Origin of the sequence: Thalassorhabdomicrobium marinisediminis (assembly GCF_003072065.1) — a bacterium.
Lineage (GTDB): Bacteria > Pseudomonadota > Alphaproteobacteria > Rhodobacterales > Rhodobacteraceae > Octadecabacter > Octadecabacter marinisediminis.
The window spans coordinates 162,023-188,704 of sequence record NZ_QCYG01000006.1; the positions used below are offsets into that span (position 1 = coordinate 162,023).

The 26,682-nt window shown below is 66.5% G+C and carries 23 protein-coding genes and 1 riboswitch; of the genes, 7 read left to right on the forward strand and 16 right to left on the reverse strand.

The window, feature by feature from the left end; genetic code table 11:
- Positions 1–66 precede the first annotated feature (66 nt).
- A complete protein-coding gene (locus DC363_RS10505) occupies positions 67–2,187 on the forward strand; it encodes a lytic transglycosylase domain-containing protein (RefSeq protein ID WP_108641107.1) in 2,121 nt (706 codons plus the stop codon).
- Positions 2,188–2,206: 19 nt separating this feature from the next.
- On the opposite strand, the gene DC363_RS10510 is transcribed toward DC363_RS10505, so the two are convergent.
- A complete protein-coding gene (locus tag DC363_RS10510) occupies positions 2,207–3,070 on the reverse strand; it encodes a DMT family transporter (protein ID WP_108641108.1) in 864 nt (287 codons plus the stop codon).
- Positions 3,067–3,732 carry a tRNA (5-methylaminomethyl-2-thiouridine)(34)-methyltransferase MnmC2 gene (gene mnmC2 / locus DC363_RS10515; RefSeq protein WP_108641109.1) on the reverse strand — a complete coding sequence of 222 codons (666 nt, stop codon included), beginning with the start codon at positions 3,730–3,732 and terminating at the stop codon, positions 3,067–3,069. Before mnmC2 ends, DC363_RS10510 begins: the two co-directional genes overlap by 4 nt.
- 48 nt (positions 3,733–3,780) lie before the next feature.
- On the opposite strand from mnmC2, the gene DC363_RS10520 reads away from it, so the two are divergent.
- On the forward strand, positions 3,781–4,818 hold the full coding sequence (locus tag DC363_RS10520) for an NAD(P)/FAD-dependent oxidoreductase (RefSeq protein ID WP_108641110.1): 1,038 nt from the start codon (positions 3,781–3,783) through the stop codon (positions 4,816–4,818).
- On the opposite strand, the gene DC363_RS10525 is transcribed toward DC363_RS10520, so the two are convergent.
- Positions 4,815–5,606, reverse strand: a complete 792-nt coding sequence (locus tag DC363_RS10525; protein WP_108641111.1) for an HTD2 family dehydratase — start codon at positions 5,604–5,606, stop codon at positions 4,815–4,817. The genes DC363_RS10520 and DC363_RS10525 overlap by 4 nt on opposite strands.
- 137 nt (positions 5,607–5,743) lie before the next feature.
- Here DC363_RS10525 and DC363_RS10530 point away from each other — a divergent pair, with 137 nt between their 5' ends.
- A complete protein-coding gene (locus DC363_RS10530; protein WP_108641112.1) occupies positions 5,744–7,399 on the forward strand; it encodes a thiamine pyrophosphate-binding protein in 1,656 nt (551 codons plus the stop codon).
- 36 nt (positions 7,400–7,435) lie between these two features.
- Here the strand turns inward: DC363_RS10530 and aptA are convergent, their stop codons facing one another.
- The 3 genes from aptA to cobO all read right to left on the reverse strand — a co-directional run bounded on the left by aptA (position 7,436) and on the right by cobO (position 10,414).
- Positions 7,436–8,749: an omega-aminotransferase AptA gene (aptA, locus tag DC363_RS10535; RefSeq protein ID WP_108641113.1), complete on the reverse strand. Its 1,314-nt coding sequence runs from the start codon at positions 8,747–8,749 to the stop codon at positions 7,436–7,438.
- Positions 8,750–8,846: 97 nt separating this feature from the next.
- Complete coding sequence (locus tag DC363_RS10540; protein WP_108641114.1) at positions 8,847–9,800, reverse strand: zinc transporter ZntB; 954 nt, start codon at positions 9,798–9,800, stop codon at positions 8,847–8,849.
- Positions 9,797–10,414 (reverse strand): cob(I)yrinic acid a,c-diamide adenosyltransferase, encoded by a 618-nt coding sequence (gene cobO, locus DC363_RS10545; RefSeq protein ID WP_108641115.1) that lies wholly within the window; start codon positions 10,412–10,414, stop codon positions 9,797–9,799. The genes DC363_RS10540 and cobO overlap by 4 nt, the downstream gene beginning before the upstream one ends.
- Positions 10,415–10,581: 167 nt before the next feature.
- Here cobO and DC363_RS16850 point away from each other — a divergent pair, with 167 nt between their 5' ends.
- Positions 10,582–10,725: a hypothetical protein gene (locus tag DC363_RS16850; RefSeq protein ID WP_158270868.1), complete on the forward strand. Its 144-nt coding sequence runs from the start codon at positions 10,582–10,584 to the stop codon at positions 10,723–10,725.
- A gap of 75 nt (positions 10,726–10,800) precedes the next feature.
- On the opposite strand, the gene cobN is transcribed toward DC363_RS16850, so the two are convergent.
- Positions 10,801–14,493, reverse strand: a complete 3,693-nt coding sequence (gene cobN / locus DC363_RS10550; protein ID WP_108641116.1) for a cobaltochelatase subunit CobN — start codon at positions 14,491–14,493, stop codon at positions 10,801–10,803.
- A gap of 53 nt (positions 14,494–14,546) precedes the next feature.
- Here cobN and DC363_RS10555 point away from each other — a divergent pair, with 53 nt between their 5' ends.
- Positions 14,547–14,732: a hypothetical protein gene (locus tag DC363_RS10555; protein WP_108641117.1), complete on the forward strand. Its 186-nt coding sequence runs from the start codon at positions 14,547–14,549 to the stop codon at positions 14,730–14,732.
- Positions 14,733–14,806: 74 nt separating this feature from the next.
- Here DC363_RS10555 and cobW read toward each other — a convergent pair whose 3' ends face one another.
- Positions 14,807–15,868: a cobalamin biosynthesis protein CobW gene (gene cobW, locus DC363_RS10560; RefSeq protein WP_108641118.1), complete on the reverse strand. Its 1,062-nt coding sequence runs from the start codon at positions 15,866–15,868 to the stop codon at positions 14,807–14,809.
- Between the two features lie 61 nt (positions 15,869–15,929).
- On the opposite strand from cobW, the gene DC363_RS10565 reads away from it, so the two are divergent.
- Positions 15,930–16,250, forward strand: a complete 321-nt coding sequence (locus tag DC363_RS10565) for a DUF1636 family protein (RefSeq protein ID WP_108641119.1) — start codon at positions 15,930–15,932, stop codon at positions 16,248–16,250.
- Here DC363_RS10565 and DC363_RS10570 read toward each other — a convergent pair.
- Entirely contained in the window at positions 16,247–16,930 is a 684-nt protein-coding gene (locus DC363_RS10570) for a CbtA family protein (RefSeq protein WP_108641120.1), read from the reverse strand. The two genes, DC363_RS10565 and DC363_RS10570, sit on opposite strands and share 4 nt — an antisense overlap.
- 18 nt (positions 16,931–16,948) lie before the next feature.
- A complete protein-coding gene (locus tag DC363_RS10575) occupies positions 16,949–17,119 on the reverse strand; it encodes a CbtB domain-containing protein (RefSeq protein WP_108641121.1) in 171 nt (56 codons plus the stop codon).
- 34 nt (positions 17,120–17,153) lie between these two features.
- A riboswitch (cobalamin riboswitch) is annotated at positions 17,154–17,374 on the reverse strand.
- Positions 17,375–17,630: 256 nt separating this feature from the next.
- Here DC363_RS10575 and smc point away from each other — a divergent pair.
- Positions 17,631–21,086 (forward strand): chromosome segregation protein SMC, encoded by a 3,456-nt coding sequence (gene smc, locus DC363_RS10580; RefSeq protein ID WP_108641122.1) that lies wholly within the window; start codon positions 17,631–17,633, stop codon positions 21,084–21,086.
- Positions 21,087–21,123: 37 nt separating this feature from the next.
- Here the strand turns inward: smc and DC363_RS10585 are convergent, their stop codons facing one another.
- The 6 genes from DC363_RS10585 to DC363_RS10610 all read right to left on the reverse strand — a co-directional run bounded on the left by DC363_RS10585 (position 21,124) and on the right by DC363_RS10610 (position 26,607).
- Complete coding sequence (locus DC363_RS10585) at positions 21,124–22,017, reverse strand: glycosyltransferase family 2 protein (RefSeq protein ID WP_108641123.1); 894 nt, start codon at positions 22,015–22,017, stop codon at positions 21,124–21,126.
- A complete protein-coding gene (locus tag DC363_RS10590) occupies positions 22,018–23,181 on the reverse strand; it encodes a lytic murein transglycosylase (RefSeq protein ID WP_108641124.1) in 1,164 nt (387 codons plus the stop codon).
- 95 nt (positions 23,182–23,276) lie between these two features.
- Positions 23,277–24,173, reverse strand: coding sequence for an adenosylcobinamide-phosphate synthase CbiB (cbiB, locus tag DC363_RS10595; protein ID WP_108641125.1), 897 nt, complete (start codon positions 24,171–24,173; stop codon positions 23,277–23,279).
- Positions 24,173–25,147, reverse strand: a complete 975-nt coding sequence (locus DC363_RS10600) for a threonine-phosphate decarboxylase (protein WP_108641126.1) — start codon at positions 25,145–25,147, stop codon at positions 24,173–24,175. The genes cbiB and DC363_RS10600 overlap by 1 nt, the downstream gene beginning before the upstream one ends.
- Positions 25,144–25,512 carry a DUF1636 family protein gene (locus tag DC363_RS10605; protein WP_108641127.1) on the reverse strand — a complete coding sequence of 123 codons (369 nt, stop codon included), beginning with the start codon at positions 25,510–25,512 and terminating at the stop codon, positions 25,144–25,146. The genes DC363_RS10600 and DC363_RS10605 overlap by 4 nt, the downstream gene beginning before the upstream one ends.
- A gap of 120 nt (positions 25,513–25,632) precedes the next feature.
- Complete coding sequence (locus tag DC363_RS10610; protein ID WP_108641128.1) at positions 25,633–26,607, reverse strand: glutathione S-transferase family protein; 975 nt, start codon at positions 26,605–26,607, stop codon at positions 25,633–25,635.
- Positions 26,608–26,682 lie beyond the last annotated feature (75 nt).

Genomic DNA, 26,682 nt, shown 5'->3' on the forward strand with positions numbered 1-26,682 from the left:
AACGCAGCAGCCCGCAGATGCCTGTGGGCCAAAGAGGGGAGGGGCGGTTTGAACCTCAGGGGGATCATGGCAGCGACGATGTTCTGGGCGGCCCCGGTGGCCGCGCAAGAGGGGGGCGTGTTGGATACCGACGCCTTTGTCGCGGCCGTCACCTCGCTTGAAGGGGACGCTACGACCGAAGTCTTCGCCGATCTGGCCGACGCGCCAGAGGTTCACCGCGATCTGCTCACCTGGCTGCATCTGCGCGACCCCGACACCAAGGCGACCTTCGAGACCTACCGCGCCTTCCTTGACCGCCGCGCCCATTGGCCAGGCAACGACCGGATACGCGCGGCGGCCGAGCGGGCGATGGACGACACCCTTTCGGGGACCGAGGTGCTGTCCTTCTTCGCAGAGGCCGAGGTGCAAACCGGGCAGGGCGCGGTGTCCTATGCGCGCGCGCTGAACGACGCGGGCCGCCGGGACGAGGCCGAAGCGATGCTGGTGGATGTCTGGACCAATGACGCCCTGTCCGACAGCAGTTTCCGCGCGATCATGGATGCCTTCCCCGACGTCGTAGCGCCGCATCACGCCACCCGCGCCGACATGCTGCTGTGGCGCTGGCGCACCTCGGATGCCGAGAACGTCCTGCCGCTGCTCAACGAAGGCGATCAAGCGCTGATGCGCGCGCGCATGGCGATCCTCAAACGCGCCGGTGATGTGACCGAACGGATCGAACTGGTGCCCGAGCGGCTGATGTCCGCGCCGGGTCTGGTCTATGACCGGTTCAACTGGTTCGCGGATCGCGGCGACTGGACCGAGGCCATGAGCATTCTGCTCAAGGCGTCCACCGACGCCGAGGCCCTTGGCATTCCGTGGCGTTGGGGATCATGGCGCCGCACGCTGGCCCGGTGGCAAATGCGCGAAGGCGAGATCGAGCGCGCCTATCGCATCGCCTCGGAGCATCACATCGCACCGGATGAGACCAATTACAGCGATCTGGAGTGGCTGTCGGGCTATCTCGCCCTGACCTACTTCAAGGACTACGAGCGCGCGTTGGAGCACTTCCGGAACTTCGACGCCTCGATCACCTCGCCCATCTCTAAGGGGCGTGCGGGTTACTGGATCGGCCGCGCCCATGAAGGGCTTGGCGACGCAAATGCCGCCGTTGCCGCCTTCCATCAGGGCGCGATGCACCAGACGTCGTTTTACGGTCTGCTTTCGGCGGAAAAGCTCGGCCTGACGTTGAACCCCGAGATTGTAGGCGGTGAGGATTACAGCAACTGGCAAAGCTCGCCCATGCTGGAAGAGGATCTGGTGCAAGCCGGGCTGGCGCTTCTGGATGCGAACGAACGCGGGTTGGCGGTCCTGTTCTTCGTCGAAGCAGCCAAGACGCTGGATCGGGTCGAGATCGGTCACCTTGGCCAGCTGCTTATGGACCGCGACGAGCCCTTTTTCACGGTGCTGGTCGCGAAATCCGCCGTGCGCAACGATGTGCTCGTGCAGGACGCCTATTTCCCGGTGCATCCGCTGGCGGGCATGGACTTACCGGTTGACCCTGCCCTTGCACTGGCCATCGCCCGGCAGGAATCCGAGTTCCGCGAGGATGCGGGCAGCGGGGTCGGGGCGCTGGGGCTGATGCAGTTGATGCCGGACACGGCGCGCGAAGTTGCGGGCAATCTTGATATGCCGTTCAGCCAGGGCCGCCTGACGACGGACTGGGCCTATAACGTGGCGCTCGGGTCCGAATATCTGTCCTACTTGCAGGGCCAGTTCGGCAATTCGCCGGTGATGATTGCCGCTGGCTACAACGCAGGGCCCAGCCGTCCGCGCCGCTGGATGGCGGATCGGGGCGACCCCCGGCGGGGCTTCGGCAATCCCGATGCGGTCGATATCATCGACTGGATCGAACACATTCCGTTCCGCGAAACCCGCAACTACGTCATGCGCGTCACCGAAGGCATCCCGGTCTATCGCGCCCGCCTGACCGGAGAGATCGGCCCCGTCCGGTTCACCGACCTTCTCATCGGCCAGCAGCCCATGATCCGCCCCCGCGTGCGGCCCGACGATTTGGCGCGCGCGCCGGTGGAAGACGCAGCGGCGCTGGAACCCGAGGCGCCTCCCGCCGACGAGGCGACCCCGGCCACCCCTGCTTCGCCCGCGGCCCCGGCGCCCGTGCGGCCCGTGGCCCGCGCCGGGGATCGCTAGGCGGCGGTCGCGGGCAGCCTTACGACACTTTGCGGGCGCGCCAGAGCGTGAACAGCCCCGCCGCAACGACGACCCCCGCCCCCAGCACCACGTTCGGGGCCAGCGTTTCGTGAAACACCAACAGACCGATCGTGCTGGCGAAGACCAGTTGCAGATAGGCAAAGGGCTGCACCGCGCTGGCCTCGGCCACCTCATAGGTCTTGATGAGCAGCCAATGCCCCGTGACCCCGGTCAGGCAGAGCACGGCCATCCACACCCAGTTTCCGGCGCTCATCGGTTCCCAGAGCCACAGGCCCAGCGGCGTCATGACCACCGCACCCGAGACGCCGGTCCAGAAGAAGGAGGTCGCCGTGCGATCCTGCCGCGCCACATACCGCGTGAGCAGGCCATAAAGCGCGAACATGAGTGCTGCGACCAAAGGCACGATGGCGGCGGGGCTGAAGACCGCGTAGCCCGGTTGCAGGATGATCAGCACGCCGACGAAGCCCACCGCGATGGCCGTCCAACGCCGCCAGCCAACGGCCTCGCCCAGCACCGGACCCGACAGCGCCGCGACCAGCAACGGATAGCTGGTGAAGACCGCATGGGCCTCGACCAGACCCAAAAGAACGAAGGCCCAGATCATGACGCAGATCTCCGCCGCCAGCAGCACGCCCCGGAAGATCTGCACCAGCGGCTGACGGGTGGCCGCGGCCGCGCGGACCGATCCGACTTGCCGTTTTGCCAGCGCGATCACGAAGGCGGCAAAAAACCAGTAGCGGATCATCACCACCATCAGCACGTTGTATTCCCCCGCCAGATGACGGCTGATCCCGTCCTGCACGGCGAAAACGAATGTGGCGGCGATCATCAGCAAGATGCCGAGCCGCGTGTTCTGGGTCATGCCCGCACCCCCCGCGTCATGTGCCGTTTGCGCCCGAAGCCGGGCGTGCGTTCGATGGTGAAGCCTGCGTCCTCCAACCCGCGCCGCACGAACCCGGCGGCGGTATAGGTCGCACAGGTGCCGCCCGGCACCGTATGCGCACCCACCTGGGCGAGCAGATCGGCTTGCCAGAGTTCGGGGTTCTTGGCCGGTGAAAAGCCGTCCAGATACCACGCGTCGGCGTGCCCGCCCCACCGGGGCAGCGTGTCGCGCGCATCGCCCGGTATCACGCGCAACTCGAAATCCTCGCCGTTGAGCTGCGGAGCGGGACCATCCAGCGCCATGTCGCGCAGGTCGTCGGGCAACCCGTCAAACACCGCCAAGGCGCGGGCACGATCCGCAAGTGGCATGGGATAGGCTTCGAAACTGGTGAACCGCAACCGGCCCGCGATGCCCGCCGCCCGCCATGCGGCGAGCGTCACGAGGAAGTTCAACCCGGTGCCAAAGCCCAATTCGGCCACGTGAAAGCCATCGCGGAACCGCGCGGGCAGGGCGTTGCCCTGCAAAAACACGTGCTGCGTTTCGGCCACGCCATCATCGAGCGAATAATACGGATCGTCGAAACGCGTCGACACCGGAACCCCGCTGTCGCGCCATTCCACCTTCTCGCACTGGTCTGTCATTGCATTCTGCCTTAACTGGTCGGGACACGAATACGACACGGGGCGGCAATGGCAACGGTGGATCTTGAGGTGCGCGGCGCGGGGGTTTTCGGCCTCTCGATCGCCTGGGAGTGCGCCCGGCGCGGGGCGAAGGTGCGCGTGGTCGATCCCGGTGGCGTCGGGGCCGGGGCCTCAGGCGGGATCGTCGGCGCGCTGGCCCCCCATGTGCCGGAACAGTGGAACCCGAAAAAGGCCTTTCAGCTTGAAAGCCTGCTGCTGGCCGGGGGGTGGTGGCAGGCGGTGGAAGCTGCCTCGGGCCTGTCGTCCGGCTACGGGCGCACCGGACGGTTGCAACCCCTCATCGAAGGGGGGGAGGCTTTGGCGATGGCGCGGGCAGAAAGTGCCGCGACCCTGTGGCAAGGCCGCGCCGTTTGGGAGGTGGTCGAGGCGACGACGGGCTTCGCGCCGCTTACGCCCGCAGGCAAACTGATCCGTGACACGCTGTCTGCGCGCCTGCATCCGGCCCAAGCCTGCGCGGCTCTTGCCGCGGCGATCCGGGCGCGCGGGGGGCAGATCGTTCCCACGGCTGAGCCACCCCACAGAGGCCCGGTGGTCTGGGCCACCGGCTGGCAGGGGCTTGAGGCGCTGACCCGCCAGCACAGCCGCATGGTCGGTGCGGGGATCAAGGGGCAGGCGGTGCTTCTGGACTTTGACGCCCGCGACCAGCCGCAACTCTTTGTCGATGGCCTCCACGTGATCCCCCACGCGGACGGCACCACGGCCATCGGCTCAACCACCGAACGCGAGTTCGACGACCCGACCGGCACCGATGCCCAATGCGACGCGCTGCTGGCCAAGGCGCGCGCCCGGGTGCCTGCGTTGGCCGAGGCGCGGGAACTGCGCCGCTGGGCGGGCGTGCGCCCCCGCGCCCGCACCCGCGCGCCAATGCTGGGGGCGCATCCGTTCCGCCCCGGCCATTTCATCGCCAACGGCGGCTTCAAGATCGGCTTCGGCATGGCCCCGCTCTGCGCCGAAACGCTGGCCGATCTGATCCTCGACGGACAAGACGCGATTCCCGACGCCTTTCGCCCCGAAGCCTCGCTCTAGCGCATCACCGCTTCCATGCATTGCACGCCGTCCGGCCCGCGCACCCATGCGGCCCCGTCAGCCCAGCACAGTTCGGCCTCCTGCGGGAGGGTTAGGGGGGCGGTCGCGCGGTAGCTGGCTTCGGTCAACGGGCGCTGCAGCATCCTCTCGCCCAGCAGCAACAGATGCTGCGCCAGAAGCGGCCCGTGGACCACGAGCCCGTCGTAGCCTTCAACCTGCGTGGCATAGGGCGCGTCGTAATGGATGCGATGCCCGTTAAAGGTCAGGGCCGAGTAGCGGAACAGCGTGGTGGTATCGACGTGCAAAGGCTCGCGGTGATGCGCGTCACTGCGGGCGGGAGGATGCTCCGCAGTGCCGCCATCCTCGCGGTAGACGAGGTCCTGCCACTCGGTCAGAACCACCGCCCCGCGCTGCCGGATGTCGTGCCGCAGCCGCACGAAGGCCAGCGGCCCTGACCGGCCCGACTTGCGCGTCACGCCTTCGACGAAGGACAGTTTCTCGGCGCGGATTCCGGCCTTCAGAGGGGCGTGAAACAACAGCCGCCCCGCCGCCCACATCCGCCGCGGCAATCCCATGTCGGGCAGGAAATCCCCCGGCGCCGGGTGCCCGTCGCGGCCAAGCTGCGCGGACGGTTGCGCGTCCCAGAAGTAGATCTGGTGAAAGAACGGCGGCAAGGCACTGCCCGCTTCAAGGGTTTGCGGCAGGCCCAAAGTGGCCTGCAGCGCGCGGGCGCGGGCGGGGTCGATCACGTCGGTCAGGATGCGGGAATGGGCGGGCTGCTGTGTCATCGCGCCAAATTGACGAAAACGCGCGGCAATGCCAAGGGCTGCAGCGCCCGACGTTGCGATGGGGCGCCGATACCTCGACAGCACTTGCAAGCCGCGCTCAGTCGCGCATTGTGGCGTCAATCAACCGGAGGTGTCCCATGTCTGTTTCTGCATCCCGTCACGGCGGCCAGATCCTTGTCGATCAACTCGAGCTTCTGGGCGTGCGCCGCGTTTTCTCGGTCCCCGGTGAGAGCTTTCTGGCCGCCTTGGACGGGCTGCACGATGCCAAGATCGACAACATCGTTTGCCGGCAAGAGGGCGGCGCCGCGATGATGGCCGAAGCTTACGGCAAGATGACCGGCCAGCCCGGCGTGGCCTTCGTCACCCGCGGCCCCGGTGCCACCAACGCCAGCGCGGGGGTTCACGTCGCTATGCAGGACAGCACCCCGATGGTGCTGTTCGTGGGCCAGATCCGCGCCGAGGACCGCGACCGCGAGGCATTTCAGGAAGTCGACTACCGCGCCATGTTCGGGGCCATCGCCAAATGGGTGACCGAGGTGGACCACACCGACCGGTTGCCCGAATATATCGCCCGCGCCTTCAACGTCGCCACCTCGGGGCGGCCCGGTCCGGTGGTGCTGGCGCTGCCCGAAGACATGCTGTCCGCGCAGGCTGATGTGGCCGACGGGCGCGGGCCGATCGTCGAGCTGGCGCCTAGGTTGAACGGCGTCGCGCGGGACACGCTGGATTGGCTGTCGCACTTCGAACGCCCACTGGTGGTCGTGGGCGGCCCCCACTGGACCGCCGAAGCCGCGCAGGACCTGTCCGCCTTCGCCGAACGGCAGGGTCTGCCAGTGACGCTGGGCTTCCGGCGGCAGGATTACCTCGACAACCGCCACCCCAGTTATGCGGGCGACCTCAACGTCGGCGTGAATCCGAAACTGGCGCAACGGATGCGCGACGCAGACGCGCTGCTGGTCATCGGCTCGCGTCTGGGGGACATCGAAACCCAAGGCTATTCGCTGATTGACCCGAAAGACCCGAATTGCGCGATTGCCCATGTGCACGCGGACCCGAACGAACATGGCCGGGTTTATCACCCCGACATCGCCATCACGGCCAACGCCGTCGCCTTCACCCGCGCGCTGGCGGATCTGCCCGCCTGTGACACTGACTGGTCCGATTGGACCCGCGCCGCGCGGGCCGATTACGACAGCTGGAAAACCCCGTATGAGACACCGGGAGACGTGAAGCTGGAGCAGGTGATCGCCTGGCTGTCCGAAAATCTGCCCGCGGATGCGATCCTGACCAACGGGGCGGGCAACTACGCCGCCTTCCTGCACCGTTATTTCGTCTACAAGCAACACGGCACCCAGCTCGCGCCGACCTCCGGCTCCATGGGCTACGGCATTCCGGCGGCGATCTCGGCGTCCTTGCACCACTCCGACCGCACGGTGGTCTGCCTTGCGGGCGATGGCTGCTTCCAGATGACCTGTAACGAGCTGTCGACCGCCGCGCAGCACGGGGCCACCCCCATCGTGGTGGTCGTCAACAACGGCCGCTACGGCACGATCCGCATGCATCAGGAAAAACACTACCCCGGCCGCGTCTCCGGCACGATGCTTGCCAACCCCGACTTCGCTGCTCTTGCCCGCGCCTATGGCGGCCATGGCGAGACGGTGACGAAAACCGAAGACTTCGCCGCCGCCTTCGCGCGCGCGCAGGACAGCGGCACATTGGCGGTGATCGAATTGCAGGTCAGCGAAGACGCGCTGTCGACGACGCTCACCCTCTCGGGCCTCGCGTCGTCCTGACTTCATCTGACCGGATAAACTCGCCCCGCAGGGCCGTTATCCGTTGCCGAGCACGCGGCGCAGCGTCGCGCCGATCTCGTCGATGTGCTCTTGCGTCAGGACAAGCGGCGGCGACATGCACATGGCGTCGCCCACGGGCCGCGCGATCAGACCCTCGTCCCACAGGGCGGCATGGGCCGCGCGTCCGGCATCGCCAACCGCGCCCTGTTGCGCAAGCTGCACGGCGCCGATGATGCCGCAACTGCGCACATCGATCACCGCGTCGAGGTCGGCCAATCCGTGCAGCATGTCGGCCCAGGGTTCGGCCAGATCGCGGGCGTTCTCGAACACCTTGTCGTCGCGGTAAACATCGAGCGTTGCGATACAGGCCGCGGCCGCCAACGGGTGGCCGGAATAGGTGTAGCCGTGGAACAGGTCCGGCACCTTGGATGGCGCTTTGCGGAAGACCTCGCGCACGCGCGAGGTGGTGAGCACGCCGCCCATGGGGACGGTCGCGTTTGTCATCCCCTTGGCGCAGGTCACAAGATCGGGTTGCACGCCGAAGGCCTCATAGGCGAAGGGGGTGCCCATGCGGCCGAAGCCGGTGATCACCTCGTCGAAAATCAACAGAATACCATGGGCATCGCAAATCTCGCGCAGGCGCTGCAGATAGCCCTTGGGCGGCGGGAAGACACCGCCAGCACCGGAGACGGGCTCAACGATCACCGCCGCGATGGCATGACCGCCGTGCAGGTCGCACAGACGTTGCAGATCGTCGGCCAGGTCCGCCCCGTGGTCGGGCTGACCCCGGCTGAACCGGTTTTCTTCAAGCACCGTGTGCCGCATATGTGCCGCAGAGGGGTAGAGCGTGCCGAACTGGCCCTTGTTCGCGCCGATTCCGCCGACGCTCAGCCCGCCGAAATTGATCCCGTGATAGGCCTTCTCGCGTCCCACCAGAATGCGCCGCTCACCTTCGCCGTTCGCCATGTGGTAGGCGAGCGCAATTTTCAGCGCCGTGTCCACCGCCTCGGAGCCGGAGTTGGTGAAGAACACGTGATCTAGCCCCGGCGCCAGATCGACGACGCGGGCGGCCGCCTCGAATGCGATCGGGTGGCCCTGACCGAAGCTGTGGACGAAATCCAGCTCGGCCGCCTGATCCTGGATCGCCTTGACGATGCGCGGGTGGTTGTGCCCCGCGTTGCAGCACCACAGGCCGCCGGTGCCGTCGAACAGCTGCTTGCCGTCGATGGTGGAATAATAGACGCCGTCGGCCTTGTTGATCAGGCGGGGGTTTTCCTGAAAGGCGCGGCTCGCTGTAAACGGCATCCAGAAGCTGTCAAGATCATTGGGAACGCGGACGGTATCGGGCATGGGGAAACTCCTTTGCGCAGACCCTGACACGGGCTTTTCGACCCTTCAAGCCCCCTGTTGCACGGGGTCGGAACGCTGCGCCGATCCGCTCGGCGCCCTAGAGCCATTTGGCCCAGCGAAAGGCCAGATAGAGCGCCACACCAATCACGAGGCTTGCACCGCTCAGGATCGCGAAGGCCAGCGGGTGCCCCGTGCCCGGCATCCCCGCCACGTTGACGCCGAACAACCCAGTCAGGAACCCCAGCGGCAGGAAAATCGCGGCGATGATGCTGAGCACATAGCCATTGCGCGCCAGCGTGGCCGACGCGCGGGACTCCAGATGATCCTGCAGCGCCGCCATCCGGTCGCGCGCGGCTTCCAGCGCTTCGGCGGTGCGGGCGGCGCGGTTCGCGGTCTCAAGGATATGCGGCCCCGCGTCGCTGCGGGCCATGCTGCTGACCCCCCGCCCGAGGTTCAACAGCGCGTCCTTCTGGGGGCCCACGAACCGCCGCAGCTTGATGATGGTCTGGCGCAGCTCGAGCACCCTTTGGGCGCAATCCTCGCGTCCGGCGACGATCTCTTCCTCAAGGTCGTCCACCTGGTCCTCAAGGTCGAGCGAGACTGTCTCGATCCGTTCTGTCAGCCCTTCGGCCACCGCCGCCAGAAAGCCGTCGGGGGTGGCGGGGGCGTGGCCGGCTTCGGCGTCCTTGCGGATGGCATCAAGCGCCATGATCCGTCGCCGCCGCATGGTGATGACGCAGTCTTCGGTGGCCCAGATACGCAGGGCGACCATATCCTCGGGGTCGGCCCCGGCGTTCAGGTTGACCCCGCGCAGATTGATCAACGCGCCGCCGTGCACCGCGTCAAACCGCGGCCGGGTTTCCAGCGTTTGCAGCGCCGTGGCGACGGGGCCGGGCAATTGCTGCGCCAACCAGTCCGGAATCTGCGGATCGGACAGGTCGAAATGCAGCCAGCGCCACCCGGCGCGCGGCTTCGCGTCCACCTCGCAGGGCGTCGCCGTCCCGTCTGGCGCGATGTCGAAGGCGCAAACCGGTGTCGGCGCTGCGCTCAATACTCCACCCCGATCTGCGCCTTGATGCCCGACCGGAACGGGTGTTTCACCAGCTCCATCTCGGTCACGAGGTCGGCAATCTCGATCAGGTCGTCATGGGCGTTGCGCCCGGTCAGCACCACATGGGTCATCGGGGGCTTTTCCTCGCTGAGGAATTTGACCACCTCGGCAATCGGCACGTAGTCATAGCGGATCGCGATGTTGATCTCGTCCAGCAGCACCATGGAATTGCTCTCGTCGCGGATCAGCTCTTTCGCCTTTTCCCAAGCGGCCATCGCCATCTCGGTGTCGCGGGTCTTGTCCTGCGTCTCCCAGGTGAAGCCCTCGCCCATGGTGTGGAAGGCGCAGTCATCGGCGAACTTGTTCAGGATCAGGTCCCGCTCTCCGGTACTCATCCCGCCCTTGATGAACTGCACCACCGCGCATTTCATGCCGTGGGCGATGTGGCGGAAGATCATCCCGAACGCGGCCGAGGATTTGCCCTTGCCCTTGCCCGTATGCACGATGATCAGACCTTTCTTGTCGGTCTTGGTTGCCATGATCTTGTCGCGTGCGGCCTTTTTCTTGGCCATCTTCATCGCGTGGCGGTCGGTGTCAGCGGTGTCGTCGGTCATCGGGGAACCTCTTGTCGGTGGGGATGTGTGTCGCTCGCGCATCGTCTATCAGTTTTGGCCGCTTCGGGGAATGTCGAACCTTGGCAGCGCGGCGAAGATGGGAGATAGCGAAAAAAGCAGCAGAGCCGGAATTTAGCGGGAACCCGCGCAGGCAAGGCGACGTTGTATTGACACGTTCAAACATCAACAAACGCGGCGTGAACCTGACCGGGACCCGCCGCCCCAACGTATCGGAGTATTCCATGCGCCTCTTCTCGCTCGCCCTGCTGTTTTCCTACATCGGAGTCGCCACGCTCGCCGCGGGCCTGTAACGCCCGGGCGACGCTTCGTCGCCCGTTTGGCCGCGCAACCGTGGCCGCTGGTCCCGTAGGTCCCGACGGGGGCCGTCATTCCAGAAGCGCCGCGAGGCGCGACCGTGCGGAGTTGCTGCGCGGAGACCAGAGCCCCCGATCCACCGCTTCCTGCAACCTTTGAGCGATTTCCAACAACGCCGGCGCATTGTGCTCGGCGATGAAATCTCGCGTGTCGTCGTCGGCCAGAAAGGCCTCTTCCACCAGATCGAAATGGTGGTTGCGCACCACGCCCGTCGTGGCCGCGAAGGCAAACAGGTAATCCACCGTCGCCGCCATTTCGAAGGCGCCCTTGTAGCCGTGGCGTTTGACCCCCTCGATCCACTTGGGGTTGACCACACGGGACCGCACGACGCGCCCGATCTCATCCTCCAGCGTGCGGATGACAGGGCGTTCCGGTCGGGAATGATCGTTGTGATAGATCGGCCGGTCGCGCCCCTGCAGCGCCGCCACGGCCGCAGCCGCGCCCCCCTCGAACTGGTAGTAATCGTCGCTGTCGAGCAGGTCGTGTTCGCGGTTGTCCTGGTTCTGGACGATCCCTTCGACCTGACCCAGCCGCGCCTCGAACCCCGCGCGGTCGCGCACGCCTTCTTGCGCCGCGCCATAGGCATAGCCGCCCCATTCCAGATAGGCCTCGGCCAGATCCGCGCGCGCGGTCCAGAGCCGCTCGTCGATCATCGCCTGAAGCCCCGCCCCGTAGGCGCCGGGCTTTGACCCATAGACCCGCGCGGGCGCTTCTCCGGCACGGGTTCGGGCCGCAGCGGGGTTCTGCTCCGCGCTCTCGTCCAGCGCCTGCACGGCCTTGGCGGCACTGTCGAACAGGGCGATGAGCTGCGGGAAAGCATCGCGGAAGAACCCGCTGATCCGCAAGGTGACATCGACGCGCGGCCGCCCCAACACGCCCTCGGGCAAAACCTCAAACCCCGTGACCCGGCGGTTCGCGGCGTCCCACTTCGGCTTCACGCCCATAAGGGCCATCGCTTGGGCGATGTCGTCGCCGCCCGTGCGCATGTTGGCTGTGCCCCATGCCGTCACCAGCATCGCACGGGGCCAGTCGCCGTGATCCTGAAGGTGCTTTTCAATCAAAAGGTTCGCGGATTTCCAACCCAGTTTCCACGCGGTCGGCGTCGGCACCGCGCGGGCATCGACGGAATAGAAATTTCCGCCGGTGGGCAACACATCCAACCGCCCCCGGGTCGGTGCGCCGGACGGGGCCGGGGACACGAACTCGCCGCGCAGGGCGGTGAGCAACCCGTCCCCCTCACCGGGGCCGCAGGCGCGGACGGTGGGGATGATGCGGGTCTGGATCTCGGCAAGGACGATGGCACTCGTCACGCCCGGTGCTTTGGCGGCGCCCTCGATCAATGCCTGGGACAGCACCTCCAGCCGTTCCACCGTATCGCCCAGCGTGCGCCAGCGATCGGACGCCAAGTCGTTCAGCGCGTCGGGTTTCGCTGATGCTTCTGCCGCCATGTCGCAATCCAGCGGGTCGAACCCGAGGTCCAGATCGTCAGCCAGCGCGCGCAGCAAGGAGGCGTCCCCCGCGTCATCGCCGCGGGGGATCCGCGCCAGTGCGATGACAAGGTCGCGTTCCAGCCGCCCTTCGGGTGATTGCCCGAAAACATGCAACCCGTCGCGGATTTGCGCCTCTTTCAATTCGCACAGGTAGGCGTCGAGCTTGGCCAGATCGCCGTCCTCATCCCCCTCGAACCCCGCGTCCAGCGCCAGTCCGGTCACATCCGAGAGCGACAAGATTTCCTTGCGCAACAGCTCGATGCGGCGCGGATCGACGCCGGCGGCTTCATAGTATTCATCGACCAGCGCTTCGAGGTCGCGCAAAGGTCCGTAGCTTTCGGCCCGTGTCAGGGGCGGCGTCAAATGGTCCACAATCACCGCCGCCGCCCGGCGCTTCGCCTGCGTCCCTTCGCCGGGGTCATTGACGATGAAGGGATAGACGTGGGGCAGGGGGCCCAGCACCACCTCGGGCCAGCAGGTTTCGCTCAGCGCGGTGGCCTTACCGGGCAACCATTCGAGGTTGCCGTGTTTGCCCATATGCACCACCGCGTCCGCCCGCCAGACGTGGCGCAGCCAGAAATAGAACGCGAGATAGTTGTGCGGCGGCACGAGGTCCGGCGAATGATAGGTGTCCGCCGGGTCGATATTGTATCCCCGCGCCGGTTGCAGCGCGACGACGATGTTTCCGAACTGATGGATCGACAGCGCGAAATGGCCGCAGTCAACCTCACCCGCGGAATAGAAGGGGTCAGCCTCGGGCTTGCCCCAGCGGGCTTCGATCTGTTCGCGCACGGCCCATGGCAATTGGCCATAGGAGATCTGATAGTCGGCCATGGACATCTGCACACCGCCGGACCGCTGCGCCCGATCGGTGAGCCAGTTCGTCGGCCCCGCCATCATCACATCCATCAACGCCCCGGCGTCCGCGGGGGCCTTGTGCAGCTTATAGCCCTGATCCCTTAACAGATTCATAACGTGAACCGTCGCCGCGGGCGTATCCAGCCCCACGCCGTTGGCCAAGCGCCCGTCCTTGTTGGGATAATTTGCCAGCACCAGCGCGACCTTCCGGTCCGCCGCTGCTGTGCCGCGCAAGGTGGCCCAGTTCTTCGCAAGGTCCACCACCCATTGCACCCGGTCGCCCACGGCGCGATAGGTGGCGATGGGGCATTCCGTGGCGTCGTCGAAGTAGGCCTCTCCCTTGAAGCTGATCGCGCGGGACAGCACCCGCCCGTCCACTTCGGGCAGGGCCACGTTCATAGCGATGTCCCGCGCCGACAGGCCGCTTAGCCCCTCTGCCCAAGCGTCCTCGGAGGACGCGGCCAGCACCACCTGAAACACCGGCGCGTTGTTGGAATAGGGCGCGGCCAGCGGGTTCGACGTTCCCCCATCGCCCGCATGGGGGGAGCCGACGGCGAAGCTCGTGCAGTTCAGGATCACGCTGGGCGGTGCGGCCCCGAACAGGCTTTCCAGCGTGGCTTGCGACAACGGGTCCTTCAGCGAGGCCACGAAGACCGGAAGCGGGTTCAGCCCGGCGCGCAACAGCGATTTCACCAGCCGGTTGATCGGCTGCAGCCCCGCGCCCTGCACCAACGCGCGGTAGAACACCACCGGCACCACGGGCGCGCCTTCGGTCCATGCCGCCTGCGCGGTGGCAAGGTCCGACACGCCCGCGCCCGGCCAATAGACCCCCGCCTTGAGGAGGGGCCGCGCGGGGGCCGGAGCCTCCCCTCCGTCGAGCATCGCCTTGGCGTAGCTGAGGAAATTCGCCGCGTTCTCCGGCCCGCCTTCCACCAGATAGGACCACAGCGCATCGTAGGCGTCGTCGGACACCGTAGAGAGGCTGCGCAACTCCGCGTCGGGCTTGTCGTCCCCGGGCAGAAGCGCCAGCGGCACGCCCGCCGCACGCAACCGCGCGGCGTATTGTTCGACGCCGTATTTCCAATAGCCGACGCCCCCCAGACAACGCGCGATCACCAGCCGTGATTTCGTGGCGCATTGGTCAAGGTGCAGGTCCACCGACAAGGGATGCATCAGGTGCATCATGCTGGCCAGCCGCAACGTGGGCGGGGCCGCCATCTCGCCCCGCGCGGCGGACAGCGCGGCCAGTTCCGTGTCGGCGGCAGAGATCACCACCACGTCGGCGGGCGTTTGCCCCAGATCGACGGGTTCTTTCCCGTCGTCGATGGCGCCCGGTGTTGCGGCCAGAAGATGCATCAATGAACCTTTCGCACAGGCAGGACGTTGAGTGTCAAAGGAAAGGACCGACCATGCCCGACCACAAGACATCCGACAACACAGAGACCCCCGAGAAGTTCAAGCACCCCACTGACAGCACCGCCACCGATGAGCGTGGCGGCAAAGCCGTGCGCGGGTGGGAGAACATCGACAAAAAGGGCCACCGTCAGGACGAAGGCGACGAGGCCGAAGAGCGCGAAGGCCAGAAAGGCCTCTAGCCCCCGCGCCGCGCGCCGGCACGGATCGCCCCTGAAGGTGTCGTTGCAGGCTCTTGTAGCGGTCATGGCCCCTCTCAGGCTTTCAGAGCCGCGTCGATGGCGGCCGCGTCCAGACCGGCTTCCCCGATCACCACCAGCCGCGTGCTGCGCGGCTCGGTGCCGAAGGGCCGGTCGTAATAGGTGTCGACCCGAGGCCCCACCGCCTGCAGCGTCAAGCGCATGGGCTTGCCTTCAACCGAGGCGAAACCTTTGAGACGCAGGATATTGTGCGTGCGGATCACCTCGGACACCTGTTCGGCGAAGGCTGAAGCGTCGGCGACCTCGCCCCGCTCAACCACAAAACTCTCGAACTCGTCGTGCCCGTGGGCATGTTCGTGATCGTGATCGTGATCGTCGTCGTGGTCATGGTGGTGATGATGCACCTCGTGCCGGGCCTCAAGATCGGCTTCCGCGCCGACGCCCTGACCCAAAAGAACACTCACCGGCAAAGCGCCCATCGTGGCCGTAACAACCTGCACGCCGTCGCGCGCTTCGGCTTTCAACCGCGCCCGCAACTGGTCCGCTTCGCCCTCGGCCAGAAGGTCGGCCTTGTTGACGACGATCATATCGGCGCAGGCGATCTGGTCCTCGAACAGCTCGGACAGGGGCGTCTCATGATCGAGGTTTTCGTCCTGTTTGCGCTGGGCATCCACAGCGGCGACGTTGTGGGCGAACTGGCCGGCGCTCACCGCCTTGCCGTCGACGACGGTCACCACGCCGTCCACCGTGACGCGGGTCGAAATGCCCGGCCAGTTGAACGCGCGCACCAGCGGCTGTGGCAACGCAAGGCCGGAGGTTTCGATCACGATATGATCCGGCGGGTTGTCGCGCCCCAGCAGGCTTTCCATGGTCGGAATGAAATCGTCGGCGACGGTGCAGCAGATGCAGCCGTTGCTCAGCTCGACGACATCCTCCTCGGTGCAGGTTTCGATCCCGCACCCCTTGAGGATGTCCCCGTCCACGCCGAGGTCGCCGAACTCATTGATGATCAAAGCAATCCGCTTGCCCTCGGCGTTCTCGAGCATGTGGCGGATCAGGGTCGTCTTCCCGGCGCCCAGAAATCCTGTGACGACGGTGGCGGGTATCTTGGCAGGCATCGCTATGGTCCTTATCAGTGGTGTATCTGTGTGGCCCACATCGGGCCGGAGGGAAAGGGACATGACCGCCAAATCCGAAGCAAATGGCGACCGTTTCATCGTGTGCACCGGCTGTTCCGGTGGCGCGGCGCTGGCGCGCGCGCTTGAAGGGCGGGTGCCGGTCGAGACCACCGACTGCATGAACGTCTGCGACCAACCGGTGAGCCTTGCGGTCCGGGCCGAGGGCAAGGCCGCCTATCTGTTCACCGGCGTCGACCCCGACACCCCGGAAGAGATCGAGGCCTTCGCCAAGCTCTACGCCGAAGCACCGGATGGGCAGATCATGGACGCCCGCCCGGCAGGGGGTCTTCGGTTCTGCCTCGTGGGGCGGATCCCGGCCTAGGGCGTGTCGCGGGTCCAGAACCACGCGCAAAGGCCCCCCAGCGCGGTCCAGCCCGCCGCGGCGGTGCCGAGGCTGAGGCTGACAAATTCCGCCGCCAGTTCCGGTGGGGCAACACCCCAGTAGGCCTCAAGATGCGGAGCGCCGATCAGATGCGGTGCAAGGATCAGAACGATCCCCGACAGCGCGACCCAACCACGTCCGAAGGCGATCACCCAAAGGCCCAGCGTCGTGGCGATCAGGGTGCCCAGCCACCAGGTCTGTCGCGGCCCGATCTCGGCCGCAGGCGTGCCCGGAAGCTCGGGGGGCAGGCCGAAGGCCGGGGCGAGCTGGATCGCGACGAAGCCGCAGAGCCCCCAGATCAGCCCCTGCCGGGCCGTGATCATCGTCAACCCGCGAAGTTCCGCGAACGCCATCGCGGCGAGCATCAGGAACCCGAAGCCCACGTAGGTCACGATGTTGAAGCCCACGGTCATCAGATGGCGGCCCCAATCGCCGCCAAGGCCGGGTGCGCCGCGATCACTCTCCGGGGAGCCATCCGCTCCGAAGTGAATGCGCGCGCCAGTTTCGAACAATTCGCCTTCCAGCAAGGCCGGAATAACGAACATGAATTGCAACGCGGCGGCAATCAGCCCCGCTGCAACGCCAGCGAACACCGCGCTGGTCAGCAATCTTTGTGACATGTGGTCAGGCGTGGGCGCTTAGTGGCAGGGGAAAGCCATGGCGTGACGCTGGTCGTGGGCCGCGTCATGCAGCACGCTGGCCTGGGCATAGCCAGACGCGAAAAGCAGCGTCAGCCCGCCCAGCACCGCAAACGCGATCGGCAAGAGTGTGACGTCAGCGCGGCTGATGGTCTTGGTGGTGGCGTTCATGATATCGTCTCCTGTAGCCCGTCATCCCCGACGGTCGGTTGCACAACGCATGGCAGGTCTCCTGGCTTGCGGGTCATCGTGATCTGCGCCCTCCTTCCCGGTTTCCCAGTGGATATAGACGCACACTCACCGCTTACAGTCGCGGGGGCGGCTGTGGCATTCGGCCTCCTGCATGGATCGGCCCGCACCACATTCCCATTTGATCCCCTGACCGGCTTGGCCGGACAGAATGGAACCATGCCCTTTGTTTGTGCGTCGGGCGACGGCCCTGGGTCAAGGCTGTTTGCGGCGCTTGCCGTCAGAAACCGGCCGCGTGCGGCGGCGTCGGAGCCTCCGGCGGGAGTTTAGCGGGTCAGATGAAGCCGGGCGCACCACAATCCGCTGTGCGAGGCGCGTATATCTTGTGGGTAAATCGCCTATTTCGACCAGATAGGGTGTGGCTTCGTTGACTCAGGGCTGCGTGCGCGCGCAGCATGGAGGCTGGACAGAGAATCAACACGAGCAGCGCCCCATGCGGTTTTCCCGCCTTCGTCTGAACGGCTTCAAGAGTTTCGTCGATCCCACCGATCTGATCATTCAGGACGGGCTGACCGGCGTTGTCGGGCCGAACGGGTGCGGCAAGTCGAACCTGCTGGAAGCGCTGCGCTGGGTGATGGGCGAGAACCGCCCCACGGCGATGCGCGGCGGCGGCATGGAGGACGTGATCTTTGCTGGCGCCGCGACCCGGCCCGCGCGCAACTTCGCCGAAGTCAGCCTTGAGATCGACAACGCCGAACGTCTGGCGCCTGCGGCGTTCAATGACAGCGACAAGCTTGAGATCATCCGCCGGATCACCCGCGATGTGGGCTCGGCCTACAAGGTCGGCACCAAGGACGTTCGCGCCCGCGATGTGCAGATGCTGTTTGCGGATGCCTCTACGGGCGCGCATTCGCCCGCGCTGGTGCGGCAGGGGCAGATCGCCGAGCTGATCAACTCGAAGCCGAAAGCTCGTCGGCGGATACTTGAGGAAGCTGCGGGCATCTCGGGCCTGTATCAGCGTCGGCATGAGGCGGAGTTGAAGCTCAAGGGATCCGAGGCCAACCTCGCTCGGGTCGATGATGTGATCGAACAGCTTGCCAGCCAGTTGGGGCAACTGGCGCGGCAGGCGCGGCAAGCGGCACGGTATCGCGCCATTGGTGAAGACCTGCGCCAGTCCGAGGGCCTGTTGCTCTACCGGCGCTGGAAAGAAGCGGATGAGGCCCGCGCCGCCGCCGATGAGGAATTGCGCGCGCGCACGACCGAGGCGGCGACCTCGGAAACCGCCGCGCGCCAGTCCGCCAAGGCGCGACAGTCGGCCGAAGAGGCCTTGCCGCCCCTGCGCGAGGAAGAAGCGATTGCCGCCGCCGTCCTGCAACGCCTTCACGTCCAGCGTGACACGCTGACCGATCAGGAAGCTCGCGCCAAACAGACCATCGAAACGCTCACCGCGCGGATCGAGCAACTGGCCCGCGACATGGCGCGTGAGGCGGAGTTGAACAAGGACGCGGGCGAGACCATCGACCGGCTCGACTGGGAAGCGCGCGAGATTGCCAAGGCCGGAGAGGGCCACGACGCCCGGCTGGAAGAGGCGCGCGAGGCCTCCACCGACGGGGCGCAGATTTTGGCGGACCGTGAGGCAGATCTGGCGCAGTTGACCGAAGACGTCGCCCGTCTTGCGGCCCGTCACCAGTCGGCGCAGCGTCTGATCGATGACCACCGAAAAACGCTTGAGAAGAACGAGGCCGAGGCCCGTCGCGCCGTCGCGGCCCGTGCCGAGGCGACCGCCGCGCTGGAGAAGGCCGCGCAGGATTATGACGCGGCGCTGGCCGCCGAGACCACCGCCCGCGACGCCGCCGAAGAGGCCGAGATCACGCTGGCCGACGCGGAAGCCGCCCGCGCCGACACGCAAAGCCGCGAGGCCGACGCCCGCGCGCAACGCTCCGAGGCCGAGGGCGAGGCCAATGCGCTGCGGGCCGAAACGGCGGCGCTGGCCAAGCTGGTGGACCGCGACAGCTCGGAAGGCAGCCAAATTCTGGACCAGCTTCGTGTGAAGAGCGGCTATGAAAAGGCCCTTGGCGCGGCGCTGTCCGATGACCTCAAGGCGCCGGCGGTGACCCCGGACATGGGCTCGGGCTGGGTCGCCTTGCCGGGCTACCGCCAGCCGCAAACCCTGCCCGAGGGGGTGAAGGCGCTGACTAATTACGTCTCGGTGCCCGAGGTTCTGGTGCGCCGGATGGGGCAGGTGGGGCTGGTGGACGCCGCCGATGGCCCGCGCCTGCAGGCGGACCTTGGCCCCGGCCAGCGCCTCGTCTCGGTGGAAGGCGATCTGTGGCGCTGGGACGGGTTCCGTGCGGCCGCCGAGGATGCGCCATCAGCCGCGGCCTTGCGTCTGCAGCAGCTCAACCGGCTGGAAGGGCTGAAAAAGGACCTCAACGACGCGACAGCGAAGGCGGACGGTATGCGCCGCGCCCATGAGATGCTCACCGAGCAGCTGCGCGATTTGGCCGATGCGGAGAAATCCGCCCGCGAGGCCCGCCGCGCCGCCGACGGGGCGGTCGCCGACGCCAACCGCGCGCTGAGCCGCGCTGAGGCGGATCGCAACCTCGCCGCGGGCAAGCTGGAAAGCTCCGGTTTGGCCGTGTCGCGCCACGAGGAAGAGGCGATGGCCGCCCGCAAGGCGCTGTCCGAGGCAGAGCACAGCCAGCGCGGTCTGGGCAATCTCGATGACGCCCGCGCGCAGGTCGAAGATATCAAGATGACCGTTGAAGCCGCCCGCATGACCATGATGGCGAAGCGGTCCTCTTACGATGAGGTCCGGCGCGAGGGCGAGGCGCGGACCAAACGTGCGCAGCAGATCACCAAGGAAATCAGCGGCTGGAAGCACCGGCTCGAGACCGCCAACAAACGCTCGGCCGAGTTGCAGGAGCGCAAGGATGCCTCGGAGGCGGAATTGGCAGAGGCGCTGACCGCGCCGGATGAGCTGGCCGCCAAACGCGCGGATCTGTCCGAGGCGATCGAGGAGGCCGAGGCGCGCCGTCGGGCGTCGGCGGACAAGCTGGCCGAAGCCGAAACCACCCTGCGCGAGGCGACCCACGCGGAACGCGACGCCGAACGTCTGGCCTCCGAGGCGAGAGAGGCCCGCGCCCGCGCGGAAGCCCGCGCCGACGCCGCCCGCGAAACCGTGACCGCCGCCGCCGAGCGCATCATGGAGGCGCAGGAAATCACGCCGGACAAGCTGCTTGAACAACTTGCCGTCGACCCGGACAAGATGCCCTCATCCGAGGCGATCGAGATCGACGTGAACCGGCTGAAACGTCAGCGCGACGCGCTGGGCGCGGTGAACCTGCGGGCTGAGGAAGACGCCAAAGAGGTGCAGGACGAGCACGACCTTCTGGTCAAGGAGAAAACCGATCTGGAAGAGGCGATCCGCGCCCTGCGCACCGGCATTGCATCGCTCAACAAGGAAGGGCGCGAACGTCTTTTGACCGCGTTCGAGCAGGTCAACGACAGTTTCGGCACACTCTTCACCCACCTGTTCGGCGGGGGGGAGGCTAAGCTGGTGCTGGTGGAATCCGATGATCCGCTTGAAGCGGGGCTGGAAATCATGTGCCAGCCGCCGGGCAAGAAGCTCAGCACGCTGAGCCTGCTGTCGGGGGGGGAGCAGACCTTGACGGCGATGGCGCTGATCTTTGCGGTCTTTCTTGCCAATCCCGCCCCGATCTGTGTGCTGGACGAGGTCGACGCGCCATTGGACGACGCCAACGTCACCCGGTTCTGCGACCTGCTGGACGAGATGACGCGCCGCACGGACACCCGCTTTCTGATCATCACCCACCACGCGGTGACCATGAGCCGGATGGACCGCTTGTTCGGGGTGACCATGGGCGAACAGGGGGTGAGCCAGTTGGTGAGCGTGGACCTGAAAGCAGCCGAGACGCTGGTGGCCTAAGTGCTGCGCGGTCTGTGGTGCGACGGCGGTTGTGCCCTTAGAACGGCAGGGCTTCGACCTTGTCGCGCAGGTTCAGCTTCGCTTCCACAAGCAAACCCTCGCCGCGCAGGGCGTCGATCAATTCCGGGCTTGCCACTTGCGTGGCGTCGTAGAACGCGGCGATCTCATCTGCCGTGGCGCCGTCCAGATGCGCGGCGAGCGGCGGGTTGAACCGATAGGCGCCCTTCGTCACGCGATGGGGCAGCGCCGCCTCCCACGTGGCGCGGTCCTGTGCGTGGAAATGCAGCACGACGATCTCGGGGTGGGTGGGCAGTTTGAGCGGTGGTGCGTCCTTGCCGAAAGAGCCTGCATGAATCTTCGGGACCAACCCCGCAACCCCGGTGCGAAACAGGCTTTTGCCAGCCCGGTGGCTGAGCATGTTCGACGGCAGCAGCGCAGCATAGGCGCCCAGCACTGCCCATTTGCGTTCTTCTACCATGCCCGCGGGGAACGGCAGGCGGAACTGCCTAGCGGTGAAAATGTCGTCTTTCAGCGTCGGATCATGCAGCGCCTCAGCCGGGCGCACCCGCAGAAACGGAGCGTCGCCGGACCAGTCGTCAAGAATGTCCGAGATGGGCCGTTGTGGCAGGAGGTATTCGTCCACATCCACGTGCGCCAGCACCGGAAGGTCAGTCGCCCGATAGGCGCGCTGCATGTTGTAAACCTGCCGCGGCTCCTGCTTGTCCGGTCTTCGCCCTGCATCCGCCCAATAGGCGTCGTCGCACAGCACCGCCTCGACCCGGTCCAACTGGTTCAGAACACTGGCCGAGATCGCATCGGCATCGTCCAGATGCAGCCAGATGTGCGTCGCGCCAAGGTGGCGATACCACGCCACGAACGCCAGGAGCTGGGCAAGGGGCGCCTTCGCCGTGCAGCAGACGCCCCACTGCATTTACAGCGCGTTCAACAGGGCCGGCGTGGGCCAGGCGTCGGCGGGCATCCCAAGACGCTGTTGTTCCGCCTGAATGGCGATCCGCGTGTTCGCGCCGATGATCCCGTCCGCGCCGCCCACGTCGTGGCCGCGCGCTTGCACCTTGCGCTGCAGCTCCTGAATCTGCTCACCGCTCAGGCCGGGGTCGGGGTTGCCCGCGTTATAGACGGGTGCGCCCTCCAGCCGGGTGCCGAAATAGGCGGCTGTCAGCACATAGACGAAGGACTGGTTCCATTCGAAATACACATCGAAGTTCGGATAGGCGAGGAACGCCGGACCCTTGCGCCCCATGGGCAGGATCAGCGACGCGGGAAGCTCCGCCAGTTCGCCGGTGCGCGCCTTGACCCCCATGGCGGCCCAGTCCGAGGCGGGGCGCTTGGTGTCGATTCCAGAGAGGGACCAGTCCATTTCGGCCGGAACCGTAACCTCTTGCAGCCAGGGCTCGTTCGGGCGCCACCCCAGCGAGGAAAGGACAGAAGCGCCCGACAGCAAAGCATCGGCGGGCGAGGTCTTCAACAGAACCCGCCCGTCGCCGTCCCCGTCGCGGCCGTTCTCGATGATGTCGCCGGGCAGCATCTGCACCATGCCGATCTCACCGGCCCAAGCGCCTGTGGTGGTCGCGGGGTCCAGCTCACCGCGCTTGTAAAGCTCCATCGCCGCGAAGACCTGCGGGCGGAACAGCTCCGGCCGGCGGCAGTCGTGGGCGAGCGTCACCAGCGCGTTGACCGTGTTGAAATCGCCTTGCACTGCGCCGTAATCGGTCTCGAACGCCCAGAAGGCCAGCAAGACACCCCGGGGAATGCCGAATTCGGCTTCGATCCTGTCAAAAATAGCGTCTTGTCGCTGCGCCTGCGCGCGGCCGTTCTCGATCCGGTTGTTCGAGATCAGACGCCGGGAAAAGTCGATGAAGTCACGCTGGAACACGCCCTGCGCCCGGTCCGCGCGGATCACCGCGTCGTCAAGGCGTGCGCCGGACAGGAACGCCTGCGCCGTGGCGCGGTCGATCCCGTGGCTTTCGGCTTCTTCGACCAGACCCGCCTTGAACGACGACAGCGACCCGCCGCAGGTCTGCGCGGCAAGCGGGCCAGCCACAAGGGTCAGCGCAAGGGTGAGTGGTTTGAACATAAAGGCTCCTGTCATTTCATCGCCAACCTAACGCAGCCGCGCGCCGCTTCAAGGCGCGGGTGGGGGCGTGGGATCATCTGGGGCCTGCGCCGCCGCTATCCAATAGCAACGAGCAGGGCGATGCCAAGCAGTGCCAACGCCCAGACCCGCCAAAGCAGACCCACGGCGCGGTCGATGTCATCCGCGCCCGCGTCCTTTCGCCCCCGCGCGTGGACCCACGGAAAATCCTGCATCTGCCCGTCATAGCTGCGCGGGCCGGACAGGGCGACGTCCAGCGCGGGCGCCATCGCGGCTTCCGGCCAGCCCGCGTTGGGCGAGCGGTGCAGCGCCGCATCGCGCGCAATCGCCCCCCGGGACGCCGCCCCGCCCGAGACCGCCCAGATCAGCGCCGCCGTCAGACGCGCGGGCACCCAGTTGAGCAGATCGTCCAGCCGCGCCGCCGCCCAGCCGAAAGCTTCATACCGGGGGGTGCGGTAGCCGATCATGCTGTCGGCGGTGTTGATGATCTTGTAGGTCAGTAGTCCGGGCAGACCGGCAAGGGCGAACCAGAACAGCGGTGCGATCACACCGTCGCTGAGGTTCTCGGCCGCGCTTTCGATGGCGGACCGTGCCACCGCCGGCCCGTCCATGTCGCGCACATCGCGCCCGACGATCATCGCCACCGCGCGGCGGGCGTCGCCTAGGGACAGGCGCAGCGCGTCCGCGACCCGCGCGACGTGTTCCGCAAGCGACCGTTGCGCCAACAGCATGGCCCCGACGATCACCTCGACCCACCAACCGGGCACGGCAGCAAGCAACACGCCCAGCCCCGCGGCGACCAGTACCAGCAGCAGCACCGCGACGACGCCCGAGGTGCGGGTGAGCTTGTTTAGCCGTCCATCAAGGGCGGAAACCATGCGCCCCATGAGCACGGCCGGATGCGGTACGCGGGACCAGAGCCATCGTGGCTCACCCAGAAGCGCATCCAGCAGCATCGCCAGAAGAACGGCCATCAGCGCAGACCTGTCAGCGCGGCTTCCAGCTGGTCCCACCGGTCCGGCGCAGGCAGGCCGAGCCGCAGCCACGTTCGCGAATAGGGGAAGATGCGGCTCCAGACGTGATGTTCCGCCAGATGGGTCTGGGCTTGCGCCGCGTCTTTCACCTCGTAAAGTCGAAACAGGTCGGTTCCGCCCACCACCCTCGCCCCGCTGCGACGCAAAAGCCCGTCCAGCCGTGCTGCATCCTCGGCCAACCGCGCGCGCGTGGCCTCAGCCCAGTCGTGATCCTCCAGCGCCCGCGCGCCGATTTCCAGCGCAGGCCCGGCGACGGCCCAGGGGCCAAGGCGGTCGGTCAGGTCGGCGGCCACCGCAGGTGCGCAGATCGCGAAGCCAAGGCGCAGGCCCGCCAGCCCCCAGAATTTTCCGAAACTCTTGAGGATGATCCGGTTCGGGTCAGTGTCTCCGACGTAGCTGGCCTCGGGCGTTACGTCGCAGAAGCTCTCGTCGATGATCGTCACGCCCGCCTGCTCCTCATCGGGCCCGAGCCGCCCGTCCGGGTTGTTCGGGTGCACGATCACACGGGCCGACGCGGGGCCTTGCGGGTGCACCTGCCAGCCCTGTGCGCGAAACGCCGCCGCGTGTTCGTTGTAGGTCGGACCGGGGATGCTGACGTCCTTGGCGGGATGGCCCGCGCCGGTCCCCTGCATCTGCGCCACCACGGCGGGCATCTGCGCGATCAGCGCGGAGGCGCCGTTGGCGGCCACGATCCCCGCCCCCTCGGGCACGGACCAGAACGCGCGCGCGGCGCTGAGCAAGCGGTCCATGGCCGCTTGATCGGGCAGGGCGGTCCAGGCCTCGGCCCCGATCCGGCCCACCGGATAAGGCACCGGATTGATCCCCGTGCTCAGGTCCAGCCAGCCCTCGCGGGTGCCACCAAAGGCCGCGACCGCCGCATCCAGCCCGCCCCCGTGATCGCGCTTTTTGCTCATTCCGGGAGAGGCTGGTGACGGGACACGAAATGCCCCTTCACACCCTGTGGCCATTCTCGATAGGGGACCTGTCCGGTCTCGGATGCGGCATGTTTGGCGGCATAGTCGACGATGGCCTGCGCGTCCTCTTCCTCGGGCAGGAAGCTGCCTAGCGAGTAATTGATCTTGCCCGCCGCCTGCACGGTGATGTTGCAGGCCCGCACGCAGCCCATGGTGCAGGACACGCGGCGCGTGCGCACATTTTCAGCCGATGCGGCCGCTTGCTCGACCAGTTCGGCCAAAGCCTCGCCGTCGGTCCGCTCCATGGCGGTCTGGTCCCAGCCGTCGCGCTTGCAGGTGTCGCAGATCGTAATCCAGGTGGTCATGGCGCAGCCCTTCGTTGCTTCGGCAGGACTAAAACCGGAAAGCCGGCCACACCGCAAGCGACAAAGGAGAGCCACCCGCCCACGGGTAGGGGCGGGGGCTCTCCGGCTCCGCCGTCCGCCCTAGCCGCGCCCGTGCGGTGCGTCGAAGTCCAGATCGGGGTTGATGGGGATGATGCGGTTGGGGTTTATCGTGTCGTGACTGTAGTGGTAGTGCCGCACGATGTGGTCGAAGTTCACCGTCTCGGCGATCCCGTCGACCTGATACAGGTCCCGCGTGAAGGCCCAGAGGTTGGGATAATCCACGATCCGCTTCTTGTTGCACTTGAAATGCAGGTGATAGACCTTGTCGAAGCGCACCAGCGTCGTCCACAACCGCCAATCCGCCTCGGTCATCCGGTCGCCCATCAGGTAGCGGCCCTGCCCCAGACGGTCCTCCAGCCAGTCGAGGCTCTCGAACAGGGGCACCACGGCGGCGTCATAAGCCTCCTGGCTGGTTGCGAAGCCTGCCTTGTAAACACCGTTGTTCACCGTGTCGTAGATACGCTCGTTCACCTCTTCAATGGCGTCGCGCAACTCTTCGGGCCAGTAGTCGTCGGTGTTGCCGGTGATCCCGTCAAAGGCGGAATTGAACATGCGGATGATCTCTGAGCTTTCGTTGCTTACGATCGTCTCACGCTCCTTGTCCCACAGGATCGGCACCGTCACCCGGCCCGAGATTTGCGGATCGGCCTTGAGGTAGATGTCGCGCGCGAAGGGCAGGCCATACAGGCGGTCGCCCGTGGCGCCGTCAAAGTCCTGATCGAAGGTCCAGCCTTCGCCCAGCATGTCGGGGTGCACGGCGCTGATGCCGATATGATCCTCAAGCCCTTTCAGCTTGCGGAACACAAGCGCGCGATGCGCCCAGGGGCAGGCATAGGACACATACAAGTGATAGCGCCCTGATTCGGCCTTGAAGCCCCCCTCGCCCGTGGGGCCGGGCGATCCGTCTGCGGTGATCCAGTTGCGGAATTTCGCCGTGCTGCGTTTGAATGCGCCGCCGGTTGACTTGGTGTCATACCAGACGTCGTGCCATGTGCCGTCAACGAGTTGTCCCATCGGGTCCTCCTGAAAATTGCGTTACCGCAGACCTAGTGCGTCGCGATCTGTTCGGTTAGCCCCACCATAGCGCAA